The organism is Pseudomonas sp. 22085, assembly GCF_052045815.1.
In the GTDB taxonomy this organism is placed as follows: Bacteria; Pseudomonadota; Gammaproteobacteria; order Pseudomonadales; family Pseudomonadaceae; genus Aquipseudomonas; species Aquipseudomonas glycinae.
Window position 1 is genome coordinate 234,869 of record NZ_JBQEQA010000001.1, and the last position, 25,854, is coordinate 260,722.

Sequence of the window (25,854 nt, forward strand, 5' to 3'; positions counted from 1 at the left end):
CGCCCTCTTTCATTCAAGGAAGCCATACCATGCTCGGGAAACTCACCTCGGCCCTGATCCTCGGCGCTGTCGCCTCAACCGCGTTCGCTGGTTCACCGGCAAACCCGCAGTCCATCACCTATGCCATCGAGAACCCCCTGCGCCCCGGCGCCAAGGCGCCGCATTGTTCCGCTCAACAGCCGGTCGTCGATGGCTGCACCTTCCACAGCGTCGCCGGCGATACCTACGACGCCAGCCTGCAGGTCGCGCCGGGCGAGACCTGGGTTGCCAGCACGCCGAACACTGCCACCATCACCTTCCAGGCAGTTGACGGTGGGCAGCCGGTGGATGGCCAGTCTCGCCAGGTCATCCGCATCGTGCCGAACCCGGCCGTCAATGCTGATACCACCGTCACCTTCGACCGCATCACGGGCCAGCCGGGCGCGCAGAAAGTAATCGAGCGACGCCGCATCAACGTGATGATTCACCCCACCTGAACTGGAGCACACCATGGGTATTTTTGACTGGAAACACTGGATCGTGCTGTTGGGCGTCGTGGTCCTGGTGTTCGGCACTAAGAAGCTGAAGACCCTCGGCGGCGACCTGGGCGAATCGATCAAGGGTTTTCGTAAAGCCATGAGCGACGAAACTTCCGCATCGGTAGACCAGCCTGTACCACCGGTGCAGAACAGCACGCAGCCACAGCAGAACGTCTGATCATGTTTGGTATCAGCTTCAGCGAGCTGCTGCTCATCGGCCTGGTTGCCTTGCTGGTGCTCGGCCCTGAGCGCCTGCCTGGCGCCGCGCGCACCGCCGGGTTGTGGATCGGCCGCCTGAAACGCAGCTTAAGCGCGATCAGGACCGAGGTCGAGCGCGAACTCGGCGCCGACGATATCCGTCACCAGCTGCACAACGAGCACCGGTTGCAACCGCCCGCCTCACCCGAACAGCCTCAACCACCACGAGCCCCATGAGCGACCACCTGCAACTCGATCAGCCGATGCCGCTGGTCTCGCACCTGACCGAACTGCGTACCCGCCTGCTGCGCTGCGTGGCGGTCATTTTCCTGATCTTTGCCGGGCTGTTCTCGTTCGCCCAGCAGATCTACACCCTGGTGTCGGCGCCGCTGCGTGACCATTTGCCGGCCAACGCGACGATGATCGCCACCGACGTGGCCTCGCCGTTCCTGACGCCGTTCAAGCTGACCATGATCGTTTCGCTGTTCCTGGCGATCCCGTTCATCCTTCAGCAGATCTGGGGCTTCATCGCATCAGGCCTGTACCGCCATGAAAAACGCATCGCCATTCCGCTGCTGGTGTCGAGCATCCTGCTGTTCTACGCCGGCATGGCCTTCGCCTATTTCCTGGTGTTCCCACTGATGTTCAGCTTCTTCGCCAAGGCCACACCGGAAGGCGTGGCGATGATGACCGACATCGCCGCCTACCTGGACTTCGTCATGACGCTGTTCTTCGCCTTCGGTGTCGCCTTCGAGATCCCGGTGGCCGTGGTGCTGCTGGTGTGGATCGGCGTGGTCGACGTGAAGTACCTGAAGAAGGTTCGCCCGTACGTGATCATCGGCTGTTTCGTGGTCGGCATGATCCTCACCCCGCCAGACATCTTCTCCCAGACCCTGCTCGCTGTGCCCATGTGGTTGCTGTTCGAGATTGGCGTGCTGTGTGGCGGCCTGATCCGCAAGCGCAGCGATGCCGATGATCGTCCATGCCTGAGGGGGTCGATTTGACGCAACACCCACTTCAATATGAAAGGAGACTGAAAGCATGCCGTGCTTTGACAACCTAAGGGACTACCTCGCCGCTCTGGATGAACTGGGCGATGTCATGCACATTCACCGGGAGGTCGATGGTGACCTGGAACCCGGCGCCATCACGCGGCGCAGCTATGAAATCCGCTCCGCTGCGCCGTTGTTCGAGAACATTCGCGGCGTGGCAGCGGGTTTTCGCATCCTCGGCGCGCCCGCGGCCCTGTGCTCGCGGCCCGACATGCCCTATGCACGCGTCGCGCTGTCGCTGGGGCTACCGCCGCAATCGGCCGGCCCGGCCATCGTCAATGCCCTGGCCCAGACGCGCCGGCAGCGCTATATCAAACCCGTGCGCGTGGTGTCCGGGCAAGCGATCAGTCAGCAGCACATTCTGCGCGGCGAGCATGCCACGCTGGATAGCTTTCCCATTCCCTTCGCCCATGACCAGGATGGCGGGCGTTATGCCAACACCTGGGGTACGCTGATCGTCAAAACACCCGACGGGCGTTGGGTGAACTGGTCCATCGCCCGCGTCATGAAGGTCGATGGCAAGCGAATGGTCGGCCTGATGGTCCCCAGCCAGCACATCGGCAAGATCTGGGGCGAATGGGTCAAGCTGGGCAAGCCGATGCCCTATGCCCTTGTACAAGGGCCGGCACCGGCCATTTCATGCGTTTCCGGCATGCCGCTACCGGCCGAGGTGGATGAGGCCGATTTCGTCGGAGCCTTGGCCGGGGAACCGGTGAAGCTGGTCAAGGCCATCAGTGTCGACCTCGACGTCCCGGCTTCGGCGGAAATCATCATCGAAGGGCATGTTTCCATCGAGCGTGATTGCATGGAGGGGCCCTACGGTGAATATGGCGGGTACCTGGGCACAGGCTCATCCGCCCAACCGACTTTCCACGTCGAGACCATCACCCACCGCGACTCGCCCATCTGGCCGCTGGTGGTCGCGGGCCGGCCAACGGACGAATCGCACACCGTGTGGGCCATCGGCATCGCCGCTGATGCCTTGAGCCGGCTGCAGGATGCCGGACTGCCGATCAACACGGTATGGGCACCGGAGCCTGCGGCTGTGCATTGGTTCCTGGCCGTCGCCTCTCGGGACTGGCGGCAACGCTTGCCTGGCGTTTCCAGCGAGGAATTCGCTCGGCGCCTGGGCGAAGTGCTGTTCAAAAGCGATGCGATGCTTTTCGTGCCACAGATCTACCTGGTGGATGATGATATTGACCCCACCTCCATCACCGACGTGGTCTGGGCATTGGCTACGCGGGTGCACCCCACTGGCCGCCGCGCCGTGTTCGAAGACCAGCCGATCGTGCGCCTGCCGCAGTGCTACGTCGAAGCGGAGTACCAAGCACGCCGTGGACCCAAGGTGGTGTTCGATACGCTTCAGCCCGAAGCCAGACACCTGCACGCCTCATTCGACCAAGCATACCCGCAGGCATTGCGCCAGCGCGTACTGGCAAACTGGCCAAGCCTTGATCCTGAAGCCGGCCAGGCCTGAATCAATCACAACCAGAAGCTGTCACCCACCGCAAGCATGTCGTCATTCAAGTCATACTCCAAGATGTGCCATGCACCCTCCCCGGCTGCCGATGCCATTGCCGATTGAGGCATAGCAGCCGGGCAACTGTCCGAGAATGTAGGCGAAGTCCTCGCACCCACCACAGGCCTGGATTGCTCTTTACATGGGCCTCACCTAGGAAAGCGCGTGTGACATCTGTGGCAAATCCGGCGGTCGCTGATCAATAGCGGGTAACCCGCGTTCATAGCGGATTTCAGCGTGTAATCCAAAGCTTTCCGCATGTCCAATCACCTACGCCCGAATGCATTGTTCAACCCGTTGCCGCACTTTGGCATCAGCATGCGCGTGGTGAGCCTCATCTCGAAAATTTCGGGATGATATTGAAGACCTCACCTGCACGCACGCTACCCTCTGATTTATCACTGCAACATCAAGCGGATCGACGTACACGCACGACAACGGACTGCAGCCCAAGCATGATTAACGCCGGCCGCCGGCATCGGGTAATGCGCGCGGTGGGAAAATGCACCAGCCGTCACCTCCATTACCTTACGCTGTTGATCAAAACGTCGAGGCGCAGCTTGGCTTGAGCAAAGTATAGGAATCGATTTCGTTTCGCTGGAAAACGGCGATCGATTTAGCATAACTTCGCAATTTGCTGGATAGCTTACCTTTTCAAACTGCGACTCGGTATATTGGGTCTGATAAGCACAGGTTATCGGTATCTATAGAAACCTTGAGCGAGATGAAATTGACAGTGCCGGTACAGCTACCCTTCTCCCAGCCGCTGGTGCTGGTGGACGCCCCGCTACTGAGGCAATGATCGACGTCGGCACAGCAGCCACTAGTCGTCCGATTCTGAGCGAACACTTGGGGCGGAAGCGGCTTCTCGTCGGGAGCTAGGAAAGGCAAATTGACGCTGTACCATGAAAAAACGGCGCTTTCCCAACGCAGTGAAGCCTGTAGCCAGTCTTACGTTAAGTCAGTCCAAACCAGCCAAGCGGCCTACTGGCTCAAAGTCGCGGTCTTTGGCCAGTGCAAGATCGAGAAAACGGCTGGGCTTGTTAGTCCGCTTTGCTAGCGTTGCGCGTGCTTCCGCCTGGAAACGAGCGGCCATCATTGGCTTCGGTTCGTGTTTTGGTTTATCCATGGAAACCTCGCGATTTTAGTGATATGAACAGATATTATTGCTGTTGGACCAATATGTACTGACCTGCGACAGCAGCCCGTTGGCACGTTTGCCACCCGCGGCACGCTGGCCCTAACCCGCACCTGACTGTATAGCCAACCCGGTGTCCACACCGCGGGAGTGCTAGACGTCAATCAGGCGGAGCTTTCAGGGGCAGTCCAGAGGCATGATCGACAGGTTTTAACCGATACGCCTCGCAACTCGAAAAACTCAGGCGTTTTCACATAGCCGTCCGCAGTCGCTGCCCTTACCTGCAAGATCAGTGACGTGCCCCCCCGCCTGACGTCATAGTGTTACTAGAGTCTCTCGACTGTCGCCTTCGGAACACTTGCCATGAACAGTATCACGATCCACGGACTTAGCGATCAGCCCTCAACGAGCTGCTGGACCTCTGCTCATGGGGCTTTTTTAACAAGGCACGGGCAAATTTTTCGAAAAGCTATCGAAGTGCTCGGCAACGGAGATCTGGCGCAGCGCTGGATGATCAAGCCTGCGCTTGGTCTTGGCAACCACACCCCATGCACCCTGCTTTGGCATCATGAAAGCTATGCGCAGGTATGGGACTTCCTCTACCGCCTCGAGTACGACGTTTACACGTGAGCATCTAAATGCAGTTGAGCAGGCTAGAGGTTAGGCCGGCTCTGAGTATGCATCTGCCTAGTAGTGATATTCCTGCGGCGAAAAGCGACCTGCCGGACCGAACAGCAAGTGAGTGACACACATTTCCAAGAATGCAATCGCCTCGGCTTGAGCGTACTGCGTGTAAAAGTCGCGGCTAACACGAGGCAGCCTGCCTCGATTCTGAAGGCAAAGCTTTACCATCTGCGCCAAAAGGTAACCCCGAACGTCGTATCGGGCGTCCACCCTGCTGAGCACTGTGGCATAGCAGGAGCGGAAAACGAACCTCGTCGAATCGGAACTCAGGGGGACTATTTGATCGCTCATCGGCCACCTACTGTAAAAGCCTTGAAGCTGGCGAACATTGTCAAGATCACGAAAACACCTTAAATGCGTCACGCGAGGTAAACGTGAGTGAAGAAAAATTGTAGAAAAACTTCAGAACTGAAGATTTTCTTTGCCTACTGAAGAAAATCATCCAAGTTTGGGCAATCCTAGCAAAAAACAGGGCCTTGGCCTTACCACTCTGGCAGGCTGCAAGGGCGGTCCGACAGCGCAGTAGGCTACCTAGCACTCTGGGGACACAGGCCATGACCCATCCCATATCTGAAATAAAGATCGCTATTGAAATCCTCCTCTGCTTCACCCTGACCTGGCTTCGGGCAGCGGAAAGCCCCATCCATCTCAGTACATGGTGCTGGTTGAGGAAATTTTTGGAACACTCCTCACGTCGTTCTAGAGATTCAACCCGGAGAATGAACCTAAGCAGAGCCTTATGAGCACAGCCCCAAAGCATAAAGTTTGAAGCCTCTTTCACCAATGATGAACGCCTCGCCCTGCGCGCCAAAAATTAATTTATTATAAACAACTCATGAGAAGGCGTCATAAGTAAACAAATATCTTCACTGGGCCACATTTGCCGAGCCAAGTGAAAACCGTCAGCGCACGACACACATACTTTGCGGCACGGCTATAGCTGAGCATCAATATGAAAAGCTCTACTGTATTCTAAGCTTAAAAAAATAAATGCGAAGCGCACGATTAAGAGTATCGCACGGGAGCTCCTCGCGCCCAAACAGAAGCGACTCAAGCAACTTGCGGTCCAATTTACTTGTACACCCAAATCGCATAGAGCTCACTAAATCCAAATTATAGCTCCTCCAAGCCTCAAACCTCTCATCCTTGGCTGCGACAAATGCTAGATCTCGATCACCTACAATTCCCATTAAGTATCCAGCAAGCAAAAGACTCGCAAACCTCGCCTTCATACTCGCAAATTCTGCACCGTACTTGATGCCTGCCAGATAATTAGGCATCGCAAGGCGGATCAAAGGCCCAGGCTCGCCAAATAATTCATACGCCATGCCCTGATTGCCGTTATACACAGGCGCAAGCAGCATAACACTATATAAGTTGTCGAATATGTCAAGGGTGACTTTTCCTTGCTTCAATTTCCATCTTGCCACTCTGTTCACTACGCTGACGCGGAAGCGCTGAAAGTTTTGGCACTGCCAGGCTGGATCAATCAATCTGTCCTGCAGACATTGAATAAAGGCGTCCCATCCACGACTCAGTTGAGGTTGGACCTGTAGCCTGTGCAGATCCGCTCCGTGGGTCGAACAAACGATCGAATCTCTATAGCACCAATGCTTACGCCAGCCTGGGGCTTGGCCCCTAGCAATGTCTGCACGCAAGCACTGGGCACAGAACCACCAGCGTCGAGCCCAATCCACAACACGCCCGTGGGTGTTGAAAAATAATGCAGCGGCATAATTAACATCAATTGCTAAATTTTCCATAGCCGCCTTCAAAAAATCTGTATTTGGATCAAAGTCCCAGTCACTGCTCTCGACCAGCGGGCCGCCCCAGGAAACTGGTGGCGGAATCATAAATGACTGACCAGCCAAATACTGATTATTGTATCGTGACCTAAGCGTAGATCTATACAGCCAAGAAGATATCGTTTCGTCATGCAGTATATGGGGCATACCTGCAATAGTACGCATCAATAACCCCAAGGGCTGGCAGATGCTTTTGCAAGATGCTCTAGGCTAATCGCTTCGGTTCCATCTCTAAGCGCGTAGCATCCAGCAGACCTGATCAAGTTCATCACGTTATCCATTCGCCCTGAAGTGGCAGCCAAAATGGCAAAAACTTTGTCTTGGTCGTACAGTCGTGATGGCCTTTTAAGAGGAAGCAATTCCTCGACTCCCAGCAAAAACGTTCTGAAGCTTTCATCTTCTTTCCAGTCCTCTAATTTGATTACCGAAAAACGACGCTGCGTTTCGGTTATGGCGGATATAAAGCTGTTTGCTTTAGGCGTACCAAACGCGAATAGACTAATTCCATATGACTCCCCAAGAAAAGCCTTCAGCATTGAGCTATTAATTCTCTGCTCCACCTTGCCGCATAATAGCATGTCGTGAATCTCATCAATCACTAAGCCCCATATATTCCTAAGCTTTAAGATCTCTGACAGCTCTCTAGTAACTAAGTCGGCTACCGAAGACTTACGGTGGATTGGCGGACAGGGAAGCTCCAATTTATGGTAAATCTCAGTCCTAAACTCTTTTCTTTTCATTAAGTCTGGATCAGAAGCCATGCTTATCGTTAGAAGTCCTTCGCTCCTAGATACTCGATTTGGAATCTCTTTGACTATTGCACTCTTTCCAGCTCCCCCTAGGCCCGTCACCAAAAGCGCGGGCGCTGTTATTCGCTTAGGAACATTCGCCATATTGTTCATAACCTTGAATACGGTTTCACTTGGCGCTATATCTACCCAAATATCACCGAGCATCAATTTAATTCTTTTTTCAATATCCTGGCCGAGCAACGCCTGTCGGTCAGGGCGCAAATGATCATAACCCATCTTACACACCCCCCTTGAAAGGCTTTGGTGGCAAAGAATAATCGGGAGCCACTTTGTTTTCTTTTTTGACAACCTCCGCAGACGAGAACTCTTTTTGATACTCAACTTTCGCAGCTAATTGTTTTTTGGCAGCGCGCGTCTTCTTTATGCTTGCACTTTCTATCCTGCCTGCTTCACTGTGTGCTTCTGCTGCTTGAGCATCACCAAAAGATCCTGGTTCCAGTGACTGACTAGAGAGAACTTTCGCTCTATGCTCTTCCAGAGTAATATCAGGCAACGTCATGTCGGCAAAAGGAATCGGAATGAATTGGCCATCTAACTGGACCCAGATTTGCTTAAGTGAAAATGGGTCGTATTTTATCAGAACCTTTTTCTCTCCAATAAAGGGATCGAGCACAGGATCCCAATAAAAACGAGTCTTAAATTCAATGCCACCGGGCCGAATATTTCTATATTCTTGAGGCATGAAGTTCAAACGAAACTGGTGCGCGTCTGTTATTTGCGGAGGAAAAGGCACTACACCATGCGGACCATAGTAATCCTGCCATGCTTGCAAAGGAGTCTTTTTAATTTCGCTGTGCACGGTCGAATGATATTCCATTACTTCTAACGCAAACCACCTAGCAAACTCCGTGAACGTTTGGGTGGGCTTCCTATCTCTAGCCAGCCTTTTCCTAACAACTGTATTTGACATTGTGCTGCCGCTCAACAAATGAACCTTATTCATCATCGTACCTATCAGCCTTTCGACATGACCACCAAAGTGCTTCTTCCCCAGCGGACGGTGATCGTAGCCGATATGCGCACGATCTAAAGAAGAGAGATACTTATGACTCCTGTACTCTTTCGCATTATCCATATAGACCATGAACGGGGGGCCATACATCGGATACTTGAAGCCTGATAAATTCAATCTACGTAAAAAGTCTTCCTTCGGCATCACTGCATGAGCCAAGGCACAAGCAACCGACAAAGTGCTAGGTGGATGAAGGCTGAGATAGTATCCTAGTATCACCCTCGTATAGACATCAATAAACAGGGTCAGCCAAGGGCGACCAATAGTGTCACTACGGTCGTCCGTGAGAACCTCGTAATCAACGAGCGTGTGGTCAGTCTGCACCCACTCTAAGGGTTTGGTAGCCTTGTACTTTCCTGGTCGAGAGTCATGCATCTGTGCAGCCACCTCCCGCCCATATTTCAAACGGGTGACCTCTTCGCGAGTAAAACTACTTTTCATACGATTTCGAATCGTTTTGCGTGCAGGGCATTTTAGGTTAAGTGACATGCAAGCTTTTTGCACAGCACGCCACACCTCTGCAAATGTAACTCCTGCACGTTTACGAAATGTCTCGAGCACTGCCTCTATTTCTTTTTCGAGAGCAGGATCTAAATGTCGTGAGTTCTTCTGATTACCTCTCCGCCGAACCAACTGAGTGCAATACCCCATACTTTCATCATGCTTGGCACGCAACTTATAAACATGCGATCGAGTAACACCTATTTCCTCTGCTGCTTGGGCCACAGAAATTTCCTTACGGTGCAATCTCGACAATACCTCGTGGCGCCTCAATGCCAGCTGAATTTCCTGGTCATTTGATTCAGATTCCAATCTAGTCAAGTAAAGAATTTCGGAGCCGCCAGTAGATCTCTTAGGCACCGTGATGAACTCTATCTCATTCAGCCCAACAGTGATCTTTTGTCGAGTAGAAAGCAGAAGTACCTCAACTGAATCTGCATCAACCGGCCGCACAATTAATGCAGCTTTTCCGCGAGCTACAACATGCATCCCTTCTTCAATCTCTATCTGCATGACCTCAGATTTTCCGTGCGAAAAAATCCCCATATAGCAAAGAAAAAAGGACCGCAAAACTACCCTTGGCAAACCAGCCAAAAAATGAAGAAAAAATCTCTCATAAGCTCATGATTTACTTGAGAAATATGATTGCATGCTAATTTTTATTATTTTCTAAAGCCGTGTAACGGATACACGAAAAACGACAAAAATCGTGTTCGTCAGATGCTTTTTATAACTCTACGACATATAACGCCACAACACGTAGCTTCTGCACCTCAAAAAGGATAAATCCCTCAGATTTTGCTAATTTTTTATCCTCTATGGATTTCACTTCAGCTAAATGCTTGATTTTCTTGAATATATTTTTTTATCATTTATGGATAACAGTCACACATGCAGGCTGCGATCAGCGAGACCGCAGCCATGGAGGTTATGCCAGGATGCCACGCCGTTATGCACGTCGCTAACCGAGTCGGCCAACCGCCATAACGCCCAGCGCGCGTCGGCTGCCTGGAGCCGACTTGACATATGCATCAAATGGAACAGGCGCTGCCACCGTGCTTTTCAAGGTAGCGCTGATGTTCTTCATCTGCCTTTTGAAACTCACCCAGTGGCAGGATCACCGTAGCCACTGGCTTGCCCAACTGGCCACTGGCATCCAGCTGCTGCCTGGCGACAAGCGCCCGTCGGGCCTGCTCGGCACTGTTGAAAAACAGCGCGGAACGGTATTTCGCCCCGACGTCCGCACCCTGCCGGTCGACTGACGTGGGATCGTGCAGTGTCCAGAAGTGCTCGATGAGACGGCTGTAGGAAATGAGTCGGGAGTCGAAGTCGACTTGCACGACTTCGATCAGGGTGGCGTCGCCCTGGTCTGACCGAGCGAACCCGACACGGGTGTCGAGCACACCCGGCAATGCCCGGAATGAGGCTTCCGCCCCCCAGAAGCAGCCGGCACCGAATGTCGCCTGCTCTGACAGAGCGTCGCCTGAAAAATCACTCATGCGCGGCCTCCTCACCCTTTAGATACTGCAGGTGCAAATGCAACTGGGCGATATGCTCCGGGCCGATCCCACAGCATCCGCCGACAATGCTGGCCCCTGCGGCAACCCATGATTTCGACCAGTCCAGGTAGGACTCGGGGCCCAGATCGCGCCGAATGTCCAACAAATCGCTATTGGCCTCGGCTTTGGCACTGACAGGTGGGAAAGCATTGGCATAAACCCCCAGTTCGACAGGATGATCCAGGTTTTCAATCACAGCGCGTGCCTCAATCAAGGCCGCGGCCATCACTTCCGGCTGGCTGCAATTGAAGAGCACCGCCTTGGCCCCCAGCTCAGCCGCCACCCGAACCGCATCGGCAACGGCCTCGTTTGAGCGTAATCGCGGTTCCCGGCCCTCTTCGTCCAACAGCGTGAATGACACCCAGAGTGGCGCGGGATCCGTTCCGAGGGCTTCGACCACCGCCCGCACTTCAGCAATGGAGCTTTGCGTTTCGGCCAGCCACACATCGACGTGCGCTTGCAATCCGGCAATCAGTTCGCGGTGGATCGCTACTGAACGCTGATGATCGAACAGATCCGGCCGGTACGACCCCAACGCCGGCGGCAACGACCCGGCCACGGTGACCGCATCGGTACTTTCGTCGGCGGCCTGCCGCGCCAGCCGTCCGGCGCGCTCAGCCAGCGCTCTTCCCTGCTCGGCAAATCGCTCATCGCCAATATGAAAAGGCACCACCGCATAGCTGTTGGTGGTGATGATCCGCGCGCCCGCTGTCACGAACGCCTGATGCGCCTGCAGCACATACTCTGGCGCTTCGATCAGCGCGAGGGCCGACCACTCCGGTTGACGGAACGGCGCGCCGATTCGCTTCAACTCGCGCCCCATGCCGCCATCGAGCACACGTACGTTCGCTCTGGTCATTGGGCTGAACTCACTTGCTGCGCCTTCCCTGCAAACCACTGGTCAACAGTAGAAGGGTTGGCTTGAACCCAGGCCTTGGCGGCGACGTCTGCTGGCTGTTTTTCCTTTTCGATCTTCTGGATCAGTCCGTTCAACTGTGCCGGGTCGATGGCGAAATTGTGCAGAAACTCGGCGATTTTCGGCGCGCGCTTTTGCAGTGCGGTGGAAGCCAGGACGTACACCTTGGCATCCGGGAAGGCGCAGGTGATGTGGCTCTTGTTCAGCCAGTCAGGATCGACGGTCGGGCTGACGAATTTCCAGCAGCCATCTGCCTTGTAGAGAGGATCTTCTTTTTTGTTGTCCTGGGCGTAGCCATCGAACGCGGGCTCTTCCAGACGACGCAGATCATAGGCCGAGAAAATCCAGTCAGGGGTGTAGGCGTAGAACACCACGCCGCGTTGCGCCTTGTAAGCCGAGGCCAGTTTGGCGTAAGTCACCGAGGCTTCCGTCGACACGGATTCGAATTTATCGGCGAAGCCATAATCCTTGGCCTTGATCTGGCCGATATACGTCGACTCCCAGCCCGCCGGTCCCACCAGCAGTTCGGCCTTGCCGCCGCCCAAAGGCTCGAAGAGCTTGGCCACTTCCGGTTTTTTCAGGTCGTAGATCGATTTGACGCCGTACTTGTCTTGCAGATAACCGGGAATGTAGAAGCCTTGTTCGCCGGTATAAGGATGAGCATTGGGTACCAGTGAGCGTGTGCCGCCGGTGACGTACTTGGCCCAAGCCGCGGACTGATTGGGCAGCCAGATGTCCGTCAGCACATCCACAGAACCGTCGCCCTTGGCCGCCGCACTGAATAGCACCGGCACGTCCCCGGCCAGATACGACACATCACCGTCCAGACGGGTTTTGATCACCTCACCCAGAATGTGTTGAATGGCGATGGCCCCTGTCCAGTTCTGCTCGCCAATGACAATTTTGTCCTTGGCCATCACGCTGGCCGGCACGATCAGGGAAGCCAGAACTGCGGCCGCACTCAAGGTTGCTGCTGTGGGACATCGCCGTCACCGTCGACTTCATGCTGTTCCTCAACGCCAAGCTGAACCTGCCGCTGATGCCGCTGACCTTGCTGGGTTCGGCGTTGATCGTATTGATCAGTTTTCGCAACAGCAGCGCCTACAACCGCTGGTGGGAAGCGCGGACGTTGTGGGGGGCGATGATCAACAACTCCCGCAGCTTCGCCCGGCAGGTGCTGACGCTGCTGGACGACGTCGGCGGCGAGGTGAATCCAGTCAAATCCACTCTGCTGCGCCGCCACGTCGCGTATGTGAACTGCCTCGCCGCGCATCTGCAAGGCCAGCCTTGTCCTGACGAGGTGCGGGCGTTTATTCCCGCCGAAGAGTTCGCCCGCAGTGGCACGACCAATAACTTTGCCAACGATATCCTCACCGGCTCCGCGACTTTGCTCGCCAGGGAATACAAGGCCGGGCATCTGGACAGTATTCGCCTGGCGCGGCTTGAGTCGACGCTGGTCGACCTGTCCAACAGTCAGGGCGGCATGGAGCGGATCGCCAATACCCCGCTGCCCTACCCTTACGTCTATTTTCCGCGGCTGTTTATTTCGCTGTTCTGCTTGATCGTGCCGGTGGGACTGGTCGAATCCCTGGGCTGGTTCACGCCGCTGGCGTCGACCGTGGTGGGGTTCATGCTGCTGGCCATCGAACGCATCGGCACCGATCTGCAAAGCCCGTTTCGCCACAGCGAACACCAGATTCAAATGGAAGCACTGTGCGAAACCATTGAAAAGAACTTGCAGTCGATGCAACGTGATTCGTTGGGTGATGTGTGCAGGCTTGAAGAACACGCCCGGGCAGATTCACTACCTGCGAACAGATCCTGACTCAAGTCACTGTGATAACCGCATTCAACATCAACACCACAATCAAACCGACCACAGCCACGATGGACTGAACCACCGAAATGGTCTTGGTGGCTTCGCCCATCGTCATGCCGAAGGATTCCTTCACCATCCAGAAGCCCGCATGGTTCGCATAGTTGAAGAACAGCGAACCGCAGCCGATGGACAAGGCAAGCAGAGGCAGGTTTAGGCTTGGATCAGCACCTGCAAGCGGCGCCAGCAAGCCAGCAGCACCAACGATACCGACAGTGGCTGAACCGGTAGATACCGAGAGCAGCATCGCAATCAACCAGCCCAGGATCAGCGGAGGGAACGCAGACTGTTGAGTCAGGTGAACAATGGCATCGCCCACCTTGGCACTGGTCAGCAATTCCTGAAAGGCACCACCGCCGGCGATGATCATGATGATTGAAGCGATGGGCTTGAGGCTCTTGCCCAGGGATTCGCGCAATTGCCCCGCATCGCCACCCCGCGCGAGTACCAGACTCGCCCCTGCGAACAGCACGCCCAGGAGCATGGCTATCAAGGGATTGCCCAAGAAACTGGCCATCTTCAGGATCGCATTGCCCTTGGGTAATAGCATCTCGGCGACGGCATGAACCAGCATCAGGATCGCCGGTAGCAAGGCTGCCAGCACGCCAAGCCATACGCTGGTGCCAGGTTGATTGTCGGCTTTTTCAGCCAGGGTGAACTGATCCAGCAAAACCTGATCCGGCCGAGTACTCATACGCGGCGAAATGAATGCGCCATAAAGCGGGCCGCCCAAGATCATTGCAGGAATTGCCGCAAGGAAACCATAGAGCATTGTGGGCCCAACCGAGGTTTTGAGCGCGGCGATGGCCGTCAAGGGACCAGGGTGCGGCGGCACCATCCCGTGCATGGCTGCAAGTGCCGCAATCACCGGAACCCCCACATACACATACGCTGAACCTTTGAAGCGAGCCTGGCTTTCCAGCTTTCGCGCCACGCTGAAGATCAGCGGCAGCATGATCACCAGGCCCACCTCGAAAAACATGGGAATGCCAATTACAAATGCAACCATCATCATGGCCCAAGGAATCATTCGATCCGGTGTTCGCTTGAGGATGACCTCGGCGATCTGCTCTGTGACGCCTGCGTGAGCAAGAATTTTGCCCAGCATCGCTCCAAGTGCGATGACGACCCCTACTGCCCCCAGTGTCTTTCCGGCGCCGGTCATCACGTGGGAGACGATGGCTTCTGGCTCCATACTGGTTGCAAAGCCAACACCTACGGACACCACTAACAAGGCCAGGAGCGGGTGCATTTTGAGACGCGACACGATGAGCCCCACCAGCACCAGGACGCTCACCAATGCGGTCAGTAAGAGGTCTATATCTAAGGGAGTCATGAAAGGATCTCGGTTGGGCTGACGCTCAAACTGCAGTCAGATTTGAAAGAGAAGTTTGAAACCGTAACGCCTGTCGTTGCACGCGATAAACCAAACATCGTTTGGGTGCTTTCAACTTCGGCATTGGATGACGTGTCCATGGAATCTGCTCTTTTGTAATTGGAATATGCTGCTACTACACAGAACTTCTCGATGAGGCACGATAGGTTTTACTGCAACGTCGTACGTCGAACGTTCTGTAGGTATTCATTTAAATAGGTGAGATGAATGGACATCTGCGAATGCAGGCGCAAGTCTCAGCTTTTGCCTTTTGCAAAACCGAATAACCTTCGAGGGGCTTGCACAAGCAGCGAATCGCTAACCTGCCTCGAGCACTCCAAGGCCTTTAACTGATCGACTACGGTGCGAAAACCGATGCTTTGCTCATGCTGCGTATGCGGCCAGTCGCTGCCCCACACCAACTGGCGAAGGCCAAAACTTTGTTCCAGCAGGGGTAATGCCATTCGAGCGAAATTGATGTTCTGTTGCGGCGTACCTCCCAAACGATAGATTCCCGATACTTTCATCCAGATCGAACCTTTCGACCCCAACTCCAGTAACTCGCAAAACCCGGGCTGATCGACACCCGAATTGGCATCCGGCCGGCCAAAGTGATCGATCACCAACTTCAAACCGTACGGCGTCAATTGATGGATCAGTCCCGGCAGATCCTTTACCTCCCGATGCAACTCGACATGCCAGTCAAGATCAGCAATGTGGCTGAAAAACGCTCTCCAGGCACTGTTACGAAAATCAGGTAACGCCTTGCCCATCAGGTTCAAGCGGACGCCGACCACACCCAACTGATCCATCTCATTCAACATGACGCGACTGACGCCTGGCTCCAGCACCACGACCCCTCGCAACTGCTGCGCCGCTTGCCTCAACGCCGCCAACAAGTAGCTATTGTCGGTGCCTAGAAAGCTCGGTTGAACCAATACGCCATGACTCAGGCCATGAGCGTGCAAGTGCGTCAGATACTGCTCAAGTGTGGCGTCGTAATCAGGGGTATAGCGCCGTTCACCGATCAAATTCAGATCACGGCTGAACACATGAGCATGGGAGTCGATGCCGGTGATCGGTATAGAGCAGGTATCAGTCATAGCGTTCATCTAATAGAAGGTAATGGGCATCAGGCCCGCGCACTCTCGTTGCCGTTGATCGTGACTGCCACCGATGTATTCGAAGCTTCGAGGCTGCGTCCACGGGTTTCCGGCAGACAAAGTGCCGCAATCACCGCCACGCCATAGGCAATCCCGGCGTCGATACCAATCGCAGATCCAAGGGACATGGAGTCGCTCATGTGCCCGACGAGGAACGGGAACACCGCGGAAAGCACTCGGCCAAAGTTGTAGCAGAAGCCGACGCCGGCACCGCGCACGTCTGCCGGGTATAGCTCGTTGAATAACGCGCCAAGGCTTGCGGGAATACCGGCCGCAAAAAAGCCGAGCGGGAACCCCAGGAACAGCATCTGGGTATCGGTCAGCGGCAAGAACACGTAACTCTGCACCGTGATGACACAGCAAAGCGCGAACAGGACGATGTTTTTGCGCCGGCCAATCCGATCGATCAAAAAGCCGCTGACGACACATCCACACCAGAACGCAAAAATGATCACCGCCAGGTAGCCACCAGAATTCAGTACGGACAGATTGCGCTCAGTCTTGAGGAACGTTGGCAGCCAGGTCATCACCGCGTGATAACCACCGTGCGCACCCAGCCCCAATAGACCGCCGAACAGCGTTACGCGGATCAAATCGGGCCGGAAGATGCCGGCCAGGGATTTGAAGAAACTTTGCGGGATGGCGTTTTTTTTTTGCAGACGCTGGAAGCTGTCGGGCTCCTCCACATTACGACGCACCCAGATAATCAGAAACGACGGTAGCAGCCCAACCAGGAACATCACGCGCCACGCCATGTCCTGCGGCACGAGGGAATAAATCAGTGTGAACACTCCGACGGCCAGCCCCCAACCCACGGCCCAGGCACTTTGTACGGTGCCCATCACTTTGCCGCGAAACTGCGGATTGATGGTTTCGGCCATCAATACTGCACCCGCTGCCCACTCGCCGCCGATGCCGAAACCCTGCAGTGCCTTGACGATCAAGAGCTGGTTGAAGCCGGTGACAAACGCGGAGAGAAAAGTAAAAAAGGAGAACCACACAATCATCCACTGCAGCGTACGCACCCGGCCGTAGCGATCGGACAATGTCCCCCCTACCCAACCGCCGATAGCTGACGTGACCAGAGTCACTCCGCTGATCAGCCCCGCATCGCCCTTGGTCAAGGCGAACGCGGCGATCAACGCTGGAATCGCCAGGCCAAACATTTGTACTTCCAGTGCGTCGAGGGACCATCCGCCGAAGCAGGCCCAAAACGTTTTGCGCTCCCGAGGAGTGATTTGGCGATACCAGCTGAACATGATTCTTATCCTTATAGGCGGAACGTGAGGCAGCCGAGCGCGAACCGCGCCGCTTCGGGGCCAGTCATCTCAAACAAAACGATCAAACCAGCGGCGACCGACTCGCCGCTGAACGATCCGCTAACCGGGCACGGGGTTAGCGAATATCCACGCTGTAGCGAAAGTGTTCGGCATGCCCTCGGGAGCGGCGCCACTCCAGGGGCGTACCCGCGTAATCGCGCGCCAGACGCTCGATCACCACCACGGGGCTGTTGATTGGTACTTGCAGCAATCGCGCGTGCACCTCATTCACTGATTCAGCGGTGAGTGTTTCTTCGGCATAGGCGACGACCTGACCGCATATCTCTTCGTAGATCGGATACAGCAGCGGCCCTTGACGACTCAAGTCAATCTCCAGCAGCGGCTGGAAGCGGCTGCGCGGCAGCCAGATTTCTTCGGCGAGCACCGGCTGAACATCGAGCAGACGTACTCGGACAATGCGAATGACCGGCGCGTCAGGTGGCAGCCCTAGCGCCTGCGCCACCGCCGACGGCGCAATCATCGGTTCGATCGACAGGATGCGACTCTCGGGTACCTGACGTTCACCAGCAGCAGTCTGAAAACGGAAGAAACGGAATAACGAAGATTGAAATTGAGGCCGGCGAACGAAGGTGCCTCGACCTTGCTGACGCTCCAGAATGCCCTCACTGACCAGCGCGTCGACCGCTTTACGCACGGTACCGGTGGACAGCTGGTATTCCGCAGAAAGCGCGGCTTCGGTGGGAATGGCCTCCCCCGGGCGCCAGCGATTGTTGGCAATCTGCTCAGCCAAGTGGTCACGCAGACGTTGGTAAAGCGGCAGGCGAACATCGCTGGAAAGAGAATTCATCGACTTTATTTACCTTGTTATCTAGTCATCTATATGAATTTTTGGTGAGTATTTCCTCCGACGACTTGACTGTCAAGAAGATGCACGGCCTCTTGCTGACGAATGGTGATCCATCGCCCGGCAAGCCTACGTCAAGCAAGCTCTATGAGAGTCACTGCGCCCAGCACGACGCGTGACTCCCCCCTCCCCTAAAGCGCCTTGTCGAAGCGGAACGAAGCCCCATAGGCCGACGCAGGCAGGTGACTGGAGCGGTCTTCCCGCAACCGCGAACGGAAGGTGCCGCTTTGCGGTTGAGTCCGGTACAGCCCTCGCTTTTGCAGTTCGGGAATCACCAGTTCGGCAAAGTCCTCAAGGTTGCCCGGGCTGATCAACGGGTTGAGCATGTAGCCGCTGGTTCCGGAAATTCGCGCGTGTTCTTCGATGCGATCGGCGACTTGCTGCGGTGTACCGACGAGAATCAGGTCGCTGCCACGGGTAACGCTGGCGAAGCGCTTTTTCACATCACCCGCCGTCAGCGGCTTGCCACTGCCATCGGGGCGCATGACGTATGAGGTCAGGCCTTCGGTGTGCGTCGAGAGTGCATCGCTGTCGGCGTAGCGGCTGATGTCGATGCCGGTGTCGCCGGCGTAACTGACCAGTTGTGCCTGCAAGTGATAGTTGCTTTGCAGCTCGTCGTATTTGCGCTGGGCTTCGATTTCGGTTTTGGCCGTGACGATGCGCAACACCGTCAACGATTTCACATCTTCACGTTGACGCCCACGCGCCTGCGCCTGGGCCCAGATGTCTTCCAGGCCCTGACGGATTTCCTGCGGGTTGGATTTGGCGATGAAGATCAGTTCCGCATGCTTGGCGGCGAACTCTCGACCGCGCCCCGACCAGCCCGCCTGAATCAGCAATGGTGTGCGCTGCGGAGACGGAGCGGTCAGGTGCGGCCCGGCCACGCGATAGTGCGCACCCTCGTGATTGATCGGTCGCACCCGGTCGCCTCTGGCATACAGCTGGCGGGCCTTGTCGGCCACCACGGCGTCGTCGGCCCAACTGCCTTCCCAGAGTTTGTACACCACATCGAGAAACTCTTCGGCGCGCTCATAGCGATCGTCATGCTTGATCATTTGCTCCAGCCCGAAATTGCGGGCGGCGCTGGACAGGTAAGAGGTGACGATATTCCAGCCCACTCGCCCATTGGTGAGGTGATCAAGCGTGCTGAAGCGCCGGGCGTGGGTAAACGGGTGCTCATAACTGGTGGTCACCGTGACACCAAACGCCAGGTTTTCCGTCACGGCCGCCAACGCCGGAATGATCATCAACGGATCGTTGGCCGGCGCCTCCACCGCCCATTTCATCGCCGCATCGGCATTGCCGCCGAACACATCGTAGAAACCCAGCACATCACCAAAGAACAACATATCGAGGTGCGCCTGATCGGCAATCCGCGCCAGGTTTGACCAGTAGCCCAGCGAATTGATCGCCAGGCGTTCGTCAGCCGGGTGCGTCCAGAGGCTCGGTGCACCGCCGCACCCGACACTCGCTTGTTCATAGAGTGCAAACAGCAGAGGTTTAGGATCGGACATTGGGGTTCCTGCAAGAAATCATTTAACGAAATGGCTCAGCGCTGATGCTTGAAGCCTCTGCCGTAATGGCGTTCGAGGCGATGCTGGATCAGTTCGAGACCGATGGATAACAGCCAGTAGATGGCGGCTGCGGTGGTCAGCATTTCAATGTAACGGTAGGACGAACGCCCGTACGACTGCGCCAGAAACATCACTTCCCAGACCCCCATGACCGAAATCAGGGAAGAATCCTTGAGCATCGAAATGAACTGGCTGGTGGTCGGCGGAATGATCGTGCGCATGGCTTGCGGCAGGATGATGTGGATGAACGTCGCGGCCGGCCTCAGGCCCAGTGCGGCGGCTGCTTCGCGCTGGCCCGGGGCAACCGCGAGGATGCCGGCACGAAAAATCTCACTCAGATAAGCCCCGTAGTTGAGCGACAGCGCGATGATCCCGGCGCTGATTGCACCCGGCACCACGCCCAACTGCGGCAGCCCCAGATAGATCAACAGGATCTGGATCAACAGCGGCGTGCCGCGAAAGAACGAGGCGTAGAAGCTGGCGATACCAAACGCCACGGCACTGCTCGACAGCCTGGCCAGCGCGGTGACAAAGCCCAGCAATAACGAAAACCAGATCGAGCAGAAACACAGGAATATCGTCAGCGCAGCGCCCTGCAAGAACCCGTTCGGGCCCAGATGCAGGCCGACCAGGTTGGGCCACTTTTCCAGAATGATCGAAAACTTCAGATCGAAGCGCATGAAAAACCACACGCCCAGACCCGACAGCGCCGCCCACGTCAGATACAGGCGCGTGCGAAAACCGAATAGCTGACGTGTCAGTGGCGGCTGCTTTGGCGAGCTGACAGCCGCTTTGGCCGGATGCGGATTGATGGCTGTCATTGGCTGATATCAGAACCGATCCACTTGCGGGATATTTTGCTCAGCGTGCCGTCAGTCTTGAGTTGTGCGATGACTTCGGTGACTTTCGCATTCCATTGCGGATCGCCTTTTTCGACCGCCACGACGTTCGGTTCGGCATACAGTGGATCTCCGGCAATCTTGAAGCGCGGATCCTGAGCGATGCGTTCACGCGCGGTGATCAGGTTGGTGACCATGGCATCCAGGCGCACGCCGGTACCCAGTGCGAGATCCTGGAAGGCAACGGTTTCGTTGTCGTAAGGGGCGATCTGGACATTGTCGAACGGATAGCTCAACGGTTTGTCCTCGGCGCCTTCAATGACCAGATCCTTGTTCAGATAGGCCTCATAAGTCGACGCACTGATCACACCGACTTTTTTGCCGGACAAGTCCTTGCCAGTGGCAATCTCCTTGTCCTTTGCATTGACCACGATCACCGCCGGCGACTGGTAATACTCCACGGGGAAGTCGAACACTTCGGCCCGCGCCTTGCTCGGTGTCATCGAGCACACGCAGATGTCATATCGACCGTTCCAGTGCCCCGCGGCAATCACGTCCCAGGATGGGGTTTCAAGTTTCAGCTTGACCCCAAGGCGCTCGGCCACAGCTTTAGCGACATCCACATCGAAGCCGTCGAGCTGATTCTGGTCATTGAGAAAAGAGAACGGCGGGTAACTCTCCATCAGGACACCGGTGAGCTCACCTTTTTGCGTCACGCGATCTAGGGTGGGGCCCGCGAATGCTGCAGAGCAACTGACGGCGAGCGCCAGGCCAAGTGTCAAATGTGTCGGGATCTTCAAGTGCGAATGCTCCAATGAGGAAAAACCTGATTAGATTAAAACGCACTATAAAATTAATATGAACTTCGTTTTGGGAATAAAAAGCTGCGCTTGGGCTATATGGAATCCTGGCCCTCAGCCTTAACCGACGCGCCTCCAACGCCAAGCCCTGTCAGGGTTGGAAAATGATTAACTTGTACGATGTCCTATCACAGGTTATTAGTACGCCTCCCAACAAAAATAAAACCACGGAGATCGCTACATGGACTCATCCCTGGCCGCCAAGCCTGAAAGCCTCGAACAGGTAAAGGGCAATACCCGACGCAGCTTCCTGAAAAAATCCCTCGCTGTTTCCGCCACGCTCGCCACCGGCTCTGCCTTGCTGCCCAGTCTCGCTGAAGCCGCCGAACCGTTGAGTCAACGCTACCCGGATCCACTGATTCACATCCTCGACGACAGCTTCCTCGACCTACGTATTTTCAACGCCAGTGTGGAAAAACTTGCCACTGGGATGCGCTGGGCCGAAGGACCGGTCTGGATCGGCGATGGCCGCTATTTGCTGGTCAGCGACATCCCCAATAATCGCATCATGCGTTGGGATGAAATCACCGAAACCTTCACCGTGTACCGTGAACACTCGAACTTTTCCAACGGGATGTGCCGGGATCGCCAAGGGCGGCTTATCGTCTGCGAAGGCTCTACCACCACCAGCGAAGGCCGCCGCATCACGCGCACCGAATACAACGGCACGACCACCGTGCTGGCCGACAGCTTCGAGGGCAAGCCCTTCAACTCGCCCAACGACATCGTCTGCAAAAGTGACGGATCGATCTGGTTTACCGACCCGCCATTCCAGACCGGCAACAACTACGAAGGCCACAAAATCACCCCGAGCCAACCCCACGCCGTTTACCGCATCGACGGTGAGAGCAGAAAGGTCACTCGGGTCATCGACGACCTGAACGGCCCCAATGGTCTGTGCTTTTCTCCCGACGAGAAAACCCTGTATGTCGTCGAAGGTCGCGCCAAACCCAATCGCTTGATCTGGGCCATTGCCGTGAAGGAAGACAGCACACTGGGCGAGCGTCGCAAACACATCGAGGGGCTGGACTATGCGGCAATCGACGGTATCAAGTGCGACGAAGCGGGCAACCTGTGGTGCGGCTGGGGCGGCAATGGAGATCCCAGGGCCGACCTGGAAAAACTCGACGGCGTGCGGGTTTTCAACTCACAGGGCAAGGCCATCGGGCATATTTCGCTGCCAGAGCGCTGCCCGAACCTGTGCTTCGGGGGGCGCGAAGGGAACAGGCTGTTCATGGCAAGCAGTCACTCGATCTACTCGCTTTTTGTGAATACTCGCGGGACTACGTTTGCGTTGTGAGCACGCCGTTGTGCGCTTGATCGCTTGCTGAGTCTCGAAACACTATCTTGCCGCGCAACCAGGGATGCGCGGCATTCAATCCCACGCCGTGCAACTGGCGTATGCCACCGGCGAATGGAGACTTCAAGGACTGTCGGGAAAATCATTCTGACAATGCACCCATAAGATTCGCCGTAACACACCCGAAGCGTTCAAGGATGAACATTCATTCATCGAAAACAGGGTTCGATGCGTCTAGTCTGCGGGTTACGACATAGTGACTACAGGAGTAACCCACCATGTTCTCGCACGAAAGCATCCCGCTGATCATCCTTTTCACCATCCTGCTGCTCGGCGTACTCACCGCCGTCCTTCATCCCGTGCATGCGTTCTACAGTTGGCTCCAGAGGCGCAGGGAAAGATCCGCTGCCGAGGCTGCGAGCGAGGCGGATTCGCACTGATGTGCATGACTGGCCCGGAGGAACCCGGGCCTTTTTCCGCCTGCTGGCGACAGCACCGCAAACCACAGTGAACACTATTCGCGCCCTCTCCCCGCTACCCAGGCAAGCCTTCAGCTTGTGATGTCGGTTCTGCGCATTTGCGCGAAAAAATTGCCGCTTGATTGTCAGGTGGCTTTTTTCCGCCTATCTTGAACAAAACCTATACAGAATTACCATCTTCGTACAATTATTTTGGGTACTGATCCGCCATGCCGCGCAAACCTGGCGCGGAAAAACGAAATTAGACGGCCGCAACCCTGTACGCGCGCTTCATGGCGTACAAGAAAGCATTTCCAGCGCGGTCCCTCGACCCCCTCTGCCATCAGGGAGTAAAGCAATGACTCGATTAGTGCTGTTACTGACACTGATACTCAGCATCGCAAGCTGCACCAACGTGGATGTCACTCGCTATGCCGATCAACAACCGGCGCTCGATCTGCAGCGTTTTTTCAGCCAGCCCGTCAAGGCCTGGGGGATGTTTCAGAAGCGCGGCGGCGAAGTGACCAAGCGTTTCGAAGTCAACATTGTCAGCCGCCGCGAAGGCAACAACCTGATTCTCGACGAGCGCTTTCTGTACAGCGATGGCACCCGCCAACACCGCGTATGGACATTGACGCCCGAGGGCCAGGGACGCTGGAGCGGCCGCGCCGGTGATGTCGTAGGGGTTGCCCAAGGCCAGGTGGCGGGCAACACACTTCACTGGCGTTATCGGCTGAACGTACCGGTCGACGACTCGACCTATGAAATGAGCATGGACGACTGGATGTACTTGATGGACGAGGACACGTTGATCAACCGCACCAGCATGTCCAAGTTCGGGGTGGAAGTCGGTCAGGTGACTTTGTTCTTCCGCCGCCAAGGCCCCGAATCAAGCCAATGAACCGTAAAACGCAGAGCTCCATTGAATGAACGTTACCCGCCGCTTGTGTCTGGTACTGGGCGACCAGTTGTCGTTCGATCTGGCTTCATTACACGCACTCGACGCCGAGCGCGACACCGTGTTGCTGGTTGAAGTCATGGAAGAAGCCAGTCATGTGCCCCACCATCCACAAAAGATTGCCCTGATCTTCAGCGCCATGCGCCATTTCGCCCAGGCGTTGCGGGATCAGGGTACGCGGGTTGAATACGTGACCCTGGATGATCCCGATAACAGCGGTTCGGTGCCCGGTGAGCTGAAGCGCTGGCAAGCGTTGTTGCAGGCCGAGCAAGTGCACATCACCGAGTGTGGCGACTGGCGACTGGAGCACTCGATCAAGGAATGCGGTTTGCCCATCCACTGGCACGCCGATACGCGTTTTCTGTGCAGTCGCGAAGAATTTGCCGCATGGGCCGAGGGCAAAAAACAGCTGCGCATGGAGTTTTTCTACCGTGAGATGCGTCGCAAGAGCCGCTTGCTGCTCAATGGTGACGGCTCACCAGTGGGCGGCGCGTGGAACTTCGATGCCGAGAATCGCAAGGCCCTGCCCAAGGGCGTCAAAGCGCCCTACCCGGCACGCTTCAAAAACGACGCCATCACCCGCGATGTACTGGCACTGGTCAAGGCGCGCTTCAGCCAGCACTACGGCGCGCTCGATGACTTCAACTATCCCGTCACCCATGCCGATGCGCAGGCACTCTGGGCGTATTTTCTTGATTATGGCCTGGCGGGGTTTGGCGATTACCAGGACGCAATGGCCAGTGACGAGCCGTTCCTGTTTCATGCGCGCATCAGTGCAGCGCTCAACATCGGCCTGCTGGACTTGCGGCAAATTTGCAGTGACGTGGAGTCGGCGTACTGGGCCGGCAGCGTTGCGCTCAATGCCGCCGAAGGCTTCATTCGGCAACTGATTGGCTGGCGGGAATATGTGCGGGGCGTGTACTGGCTGAAAATGCCGGATTACGCACTGGGCAACTCGTTCGGCAACAGCCGGCCACTGCCCGAGTTCTACTGGACGGGTGACACCCAGATGAACTGCATGCGCCACGCCATCGGGCAAAGCTTGCAGCACGCCTACGCGCATCACATTCAGCGGCTGATGGTCACCGGTAACTTCGCACTGCTCGCCGGCATCGCGCCGAGCCAGATCTGCGAGTGGTATCTGGCGATCTACATGGACGCCTTTGACTGGGTCGAACTGCCCAACACGCTGGGCATGGTCATGCATGCCGATGGCGGTTTTCTCGGTTCCAAACCCTATTGCGCCAGCGGCCAGTACATCAATCGCATGTCGGATTACTGCCGCGGTTGCGCGTACAAGGTCAGCGAAAGCACGGCGGACAATGCCTGCCCGTTCAATGCGCTGTATTGGCATTTCCTGATGCGCCACGGTGAGCTGCTGCGCGGCAATCAGCGCATGAGCATGATGTACAGGAACCTCGACCGCATGCCGGAAACCAAACAGCAGGCACTCTGGCAACGCGGCCAGGCATTGTTGGCGCGGCTGGATAACGGCGAATCGTTTTGAAATCAGTGCTCGCCCGAGACGACCTTGCTCCATCAGTGAAACTTAA

Annotated in this window: 24 protein-coding genes and 1 pseudogene; 11 read left to right on the top strand and 14 right to left on the bottom strand. The window is 56.0% G+C overall.

Annotated elements, in window-relative coordinates:
• The first annotated feature begins 29 nt into the window (after positions 1–29).
• From ACTJK7_RS00960 to ACTJK7_RS00980, 5 genes are read left to right on the top strand one after another with little or no spacing between them, the layout of a single operon-like run.
• Positions 30–476, top strand: a complete 447-nt coding sequence (locus ACTJK7_RS00960) for a hypothetical protein (protein ID WP_189121123.1) — start codon at positions 30–32, stop codon at positions 474–476.
• A 13-nt stretch (positions 477–489) separates the two neighbouring features.
• The gene (locus tag ACTJK7_RS00965) at positions 490–696 is read left to right on the top strand and encodes a twin-arginine translocase TatA/TatE family subunit (protein ID WP_189121124.1); all 207 of its coding nucleotides are present in this window, start codon (positions 490–492) and stop codon (positions 694–696) included.
• Between the two features lie 2 nt (positions 697–698).
• Positions 699–953 (top strand): Sec-independent protein translocase protein TatB, encoded by a 255-nt coding sequence (gene tatB / locus ACTJK7_RS00970; RefSeq protein ID WP_189121125.1) that lies wholly within the window; start codon positions 699–701, stop codon positions 951–953.
• Positions 950–1,720 carry a twin-arginine translocase subunit TatC gene (gene tatC, locus ACTJK7_RS00975; RefSeq protein WP_440779620.1) on the top strand — a complete coding sequence of 257 codons (771 nt, stop codon included), beginning with the start codon at positions 950–952 and terminating at the stop codon, positions 1,718–1,720. The genes tatB and tatC overlap by 4 nt, the downstream gene beginning before the upstream one ends.
• A 37-nt stretch (positions 1,721–1,757) precedes the next feature.
• Positions 1,758–3,245: a UbiD family decarboxylase gene (locus ACTJK7_RS00980; protein ID WP_440779619.1), complete on the top strand. Its 1,488-nt coding sequence runs from the start codon at positions 1,758–1,760 to the stop codon at positions 3,243–3,245.
• 1,003 nt (positions 3,246–4,248) lie between these two features.
• On the opposite strand, the gene ACTJK7_RS00985 is transcribed toward ACTJK7_RS00980, so the two are convergent.
• Positions 4,249–4,416, bottom strand: a complete 168-nt coding sequence (locus ACTJK7_RS00985; RefSeq protein WP_177325375.1) for a hypothetical protein — start codon at positions 4,414–4,416, stop codon at positions 4,249–4,251.
• Positions 4,417–4,788: 372 nt separating this feature from the next.
• Here ACTJK7_RS00985 and ACTJK7_RS00990 point away from each other — a divergent pair, with 372 nt between their 5' ends.
• Entirely contained in the window at positions 4,789–5,055 is a 267-nt protein-coding gene (locus ACTJK7_RS00990; protein WP_027615624.1) for an antitoxin Xre/MbcA/ParS toxin-binding domain-containing protein, read from the top strand.
• 1,016 nt (positions 5,056–6,071) lie between these two features.
• Here the strand turns inward: ACTJK7_RS00990 and ACTJK7_RS00995 are convergent.
• The 6 genes from ACTJK7_RS00995 to ACTJK7_RS01020 all read right to left on the bottom strand — a co-directional run bounded on the left by ACTJK7_RS00995 (position 6,072) and on the right by ACTJK7_RS01020 (position 12,631).
• Positions 6,072–7,079 (bottom strand): hypothetical protein, encoded by a 1,008-nt coding sequence (locus ACTJK7_RS00995; protein ID WP_440779618.1) that lies wholly within the window; start codon positions 7,077–7,079, stop codon positions 6,072–6,074.
• Entirely contained in the window at positions 7,079–7,942 is an 864-nt protein-coding gene (locus tag ACTJK7_RS01000) for a TniB family NTP-binding protein (RefSeq protein ID WP_027615627.1), read from the bottom strand. Before ACTJK7_RS01000 ends, ACTJK7_RS00995 begins: the two co-directional genes overlap by 1 nt.
• A gap of 1 nt (position 7,943) precedes the next feature.
• Positions 7,944–9,752 carry a Mu transposase C-terminal domain-containing protein gene (locus ACTJK7_RS01005; protein ID WP_158285998.1) on the bottom strand — a complete coding sequence of 603 codons (1,809 nt, stop codon included), beginning with the start codon at positions 9,750–9,752 and terminating at the stop codon, positions 7,944–7,946.
• Positions 9,753–10,270: 518 nt separating this feature from the next.
• Entirely contained in the window at positions 10,271–10,738 is a 468-nt protein-coding gene (gene msrA / locus ACTJK7_RS01010; RefSeq protein ID WP_440779616.1) for a peptide-methionine (S)-S-oxide reductase MsrA, read from the bottom strand.
• Positions 10,731–11,657, bottom strand: a complete 927-nt coding sequence (locus ACTJK7_RS01015; RefSeq protein ID WP_440779614.1) for a homocysteine S-methyltransferase family protein — start codon at positions 11,655–11,657, stop codon at positions 10,731–10,733. Before ACTJK7_RS01015 ends, msrA begins: the two co-directional genes overlap by 8 nt.
• The gene (locus ACTJK7_RS01020) at positions 11,654–12,631 is read right to left on the bottom strand and encodes an ABC transporter substrate-binding protein (protein WP_234420629.1); all 978 of its coding nucleotides are present in this window, start codon (positions 12,629–12,631) and stop codon (positions 11,654–11,656) included. Before ACTJK7_RS01020 ends, ACTJK7_RS01015 begins: the two co-directional genes overlap by 4 nt.
• A gap of 50 nt (positions 12,632–12,681) precedes the next feature.
• Here ACTJK7_RS01020 and ACTJK7_RS01025 point away from each other — a divergent pair.
• A pseudogene (locus ACTJK7_RS01025) lies at positions 12,682–13,539 on the top strand (bestrophin family protein); the annotation flags it as partial.
• Position 13,540: 1 nt separating this feature from the next.
• On the opposite strand, the gene ACTJK7_RS01030 reads toward ACTJK7_RS01025, so the two are convergent.
• The 7 genes from ACTJK7_RS01030 to ACTJK7_RS01060 all read right to left on the bottom strand — a co-directional run bounded on the left by ACTJK7_RS01030 (position 13,541) and on the right by ACTJK7_RS01060 (position 21,525).
• Positions 13,541–14,926, bottom strand: coding sequence for a GntP family permease (locus ACTJK7_RS01030; protein WP_440779613.1), 1,386 nt, complete (start codon positions 14,924–14,926; stop codon positions 13,541–13,543).
• A 296-nt stretch (positions 14,927–15,222) separates the two neighbouring features.
• Positions 15,223–16,068 (bottom strand): amidohydrolase family protein, encoded by an 846-nt coding sequence (locus tag ACTJK7_RS01035; RefSeq protein ID WP_108561984.1) that lies wholly within the window; start codon positions 16,066–16,068, stop codon positions 15,223–15,225.
• Positions 16,069–16,097: 29 nt separating this feature from the next.
• Positions 16,098–17,387 carry an MFS transporter gene (locus ACTJK7_RS01040; RefSeq protein ID WP_108561986.1) on the bottom strand — a complete coding sequence of 430 codons (1,290 nt, stop codon included), beginning with the start codon at positions 17,385–17,387 and terminating at the stop codon, positions 16,098–16,100.
• A 136-nt stretch (positions 17,388–17,523) separates the two neighbouring features.
• Positions 17,524–18,255, bottom strand: a complete 732-nt coding sequence (locus ACTJK7_RS01045; protein WP_323151552.1) for a GntR family transcriptional regulator — start codon at positions 18,253–18,255, stop codon at positions 17,524–17,526.
• 188 nt (positions 18,256–18,443) lie between these two features.
• Positions 18,444–19,826, bottom strand: a complete 1,383-nt coding sequence (locus ACTJK7_RS01050) for an LLM class flavin-dependent oxidoreductase (protein WP_440779612.1) — start codon at positions 19,824–19,826, stop codon at positions 18,444–18,446.
• Positions 19,827–19,861: 35 nt separating this feature from the next.
• Positions 19,862–20,707 carry an amino acid ABC transporter permease gene (locus ACTJK7_RS01055; RefSeq protein WP_108561992.1) on the bottom strand — a complete coding sequence of 282 codons (846 nt, stop codon included), beginning with the start codon at positions 20,705–20,707 and terminating at the stop codon, positions 19,862–19,864.
• Complete coding sequence (locus tag ACTJK7_RS01060) at positions 20,704–21,525, bottom strand: ABC transporter substrate-binding protein (protein WP_108561994.1); 822 nt, start codon at positions 21,523–21,525, stop codon at positions 20,704–20,706. Before ACTJK7_RS01060 ends, ACTJK7_RS01055 begins: the two co-directional genes overlap by 4 nt.
• A gap of 241 nt (positions 21,526–21,766) precedes the next feature.
• On the opposite strand from ACTJK7_RS01060, the gene ACTJK7_RS01065 reads away from it, so the two are divergent.
• From ACTJK7_RS01065 to ACTJK7_RS01080, 4 genes are all read left to right on the top strand, one after another.
• On the top strand, positions 21,767–22,885 hold the full coding sequence (locus ACTJK7_RS01065; protein ID WP_440779611.1) for an SMP-30/gluconolactonase/LRE family protein: 1,119 nt from the start codon (positions 21,767–21,769) through the stop codon (positions 22,883–22,885).
• 278 nt (positions 22,886–23,163) lie between these two features.
• Positions 23,164–23,325, top strand: a complete 162-nt coding sequence (locus ACTJK7_RS01070) for a hypothetical protein (protein ID WP_165369533.1) — start codon at positions 23,164–23,166, stop codon at positions 23,323–23,325.
• A gap of 376 nt (positions 23,326–23,701) precedes the next feature.
• Positions 23,702–24,244 (top strand): DUF3833 domain-containing protein, encoded by a 543-nt coding sequence (locus ACTJK7_RS01075; protein WP_440779610.1) that lies wholly within the window; start codon positions 23,702–23,704, stop codon positions 24,242–24,244.
• Positions 24,245–24,269: 25 nt separating this feature from the next.
• Positions 24,270–25,808: a cryptochrome/photolyase family protein gene (locus ACTJK7_RS01080; RefSeq protein WP_108562000.1), complete on the top strand. Its 1,539-nt coding sequence runs from the start codon at positions 24,270–24,272 to the stop codon at positions 25,806–25,808.
• Positions 25,809–25,854: the final 46 nt, after the last annotated feature.

What these genes read in the sequence shown, in the direction of transcription:
- ACTJK7_RS00960 (WP_189121123.1), top strand. Translation starts at nt 30, where the DNA reads ATGCTCGGGAAACTCACCTCGGCCCTGATCCTCGGCGCTGTCGCCTCA.
- ACTJK7_RS00965 (WP_189121124.1), top strand. Translation starts at nt 490, where the DNA reads ATGGGTATTTTTGACTGGAAACACTGGATCGTGCTGTTGGGCGTCGTG.
- tatB (WP_189121125.1), top strand. Translation starts at nt 699, where the DNA reads ATGTTTGGTATCAGCTTCAGCGAGCTGCTGCTCATCGGCCTGGTTGCC.
- tatC (WP_440779620.1), top strand. Translation starts at nt 950, where the DNA reads ATGAGCGACCACCTGCAACTCGATCAGCCGATGCCGCTGGTCTCGCAC.
- ACTJK7_RS00980 (WP_440779619.1), top strand. Translation starts at nt 1,758, where the DNA reads ATGCCGTGCTTTGACAACCTAAGGGACTACCTCGCCGCTCTGGATGAA.
- ACTJK7_RS00985 (WP_177325375.1), bottom strand. Translation starts at nt 4,416, where the DNA reads ATGGATAAACCAAAACACGAACCGAAGCCAATGATGGCCGCTCGTTTC.
- ACTJK7_RS00990 (WP_027615624.1), top strand. Translation starts at nt 4,789, where the DNA reads ATGAACAGTATCACGATCCACGGACTTAGCGATCAGCCCTCAACGAGC.
- ACTJK7_RS00995 (WP_440779618.1), bottom strand. Translation starts at nt 7,079, where the DNA reads ATGCGTACTATTGCAGGTATGCCCCATATACTGCATGACGAAACGATA.
- ACTJK7_RS01000 (WP_027615627.1), bottom strand. Translation starts at nt 7,942, where the DNA reads ATGGGTTATGATCATTTGCGCCCTGACCGACAGGCGTTGCTCGGCCAG.
- ACTJK7_RS01005 (WP_158285998.1), bottom strand. Translation starts at nt 9,752, where the DNA reads ATGCAGATAGAGATTGAAGAAGGGATGCATGTTGTAGCTCGCGGAAAA.
- msrA (WP_440779616.1), bottom strand. Translation starts at nt 10,738, where the DNA reads ATGAGTGATTTTTCAGGCGACGCTCTGTCAGAGCAGGCGACATTCGGT.
- ACTJK7_RS01015 (WP_440779614.1), bottom strand. Translation starts at nt 11,657, where the DNA reads ATGACCAGAGCGAACGTACGTGTGCTCGATGGCGGCATGGGGCGCGAG.
- ACTJK7_RS01020 (WP_234420629.1), bottom strand. Translation starts at nt 12,631, where the DNA reads ATGGCCAAGGACAAAATTGTCATTGGCGAGCAGAACTGGACAGGGGCC.
- ACTJK7_RS01030 (WP_440779613.1), bottom strand. Translation starts at nt 14,926, where the DNA reads ATGACTCCCTTAGATATAGACCTCTTACTGACCGCATTGGTGAGCGTC.
- ACTJK7_RS01035 (WP_108561984.1), bottom strand. Translation starts at nt 16,068, where the DNA reads ATGACTGATACCTGCTCTATACCGATCACCGGCATCGACTCCCATGCT.
- ACTJK7_RS01040 (WP_108561986.1), bottom strand. Translation starts at nt 17,387, where the DNA reads ATGTTCAGCTGGTATCGCCAAATCACTCCTCGGGAGCGCAAAACGTTT.
- ACTJK7_RS01045 (WP_323151552.1), bottom strand. Translation starts at nt 18,255, where the DNA reads ATGAATTCTCTTTCCAGCGATGTTCGCCTGCCGCTTTACCAACGTCTG.
- ACTJK7_RS01050 (WP_440779612.1), bottom strand. Translation starts at nt 19,826, where the DNA reads ATGTCCGATCCTAAACCTCTGCTGTTTGCACTCTATGAACAAGCGAGT.
- ACTJK7_RS01055 (WP_108561992.1), bottom strand. Translation starts at nt 20,707, where the DNA reads ATGACAGCCATCAATCCGCATCCGGCCAAAGCGGCTGTCAGCTCGCCA.
- ACTJK7_RS01065 (WP_440779611.1), top strand. Translation starts at nt 21,767, where the DNA reads ATGGACTCATCCCTGGCCGCCAAGCCTGAAAGCCTCGAACAGGTAAAG.
- ACTJK7_RS01070 (WP_165369533.1), top strand. Translation starts at nt 23,164, where the DNA reads ATGTTCTCGCACGAAAGCATCCCGCTGATCATCCTTTTCACCATCCTG.
- ACTJK7_RS01075 (WP_440779610.1), top strand. Translation starts at nt 23,702, where the DNA reads ATGACTCGATTAGTGCTGTTACTGACACTGATACTCAGCATCGCAAGC.
- ACTJK7_RS01080 (WP_108562000.1), top strand. Translation starts at nt 24,270, where the DNA reads ATGAACGTTACCCGCCGCTTGTGTCTGGTACTGGGCGACCAGTTGTCG.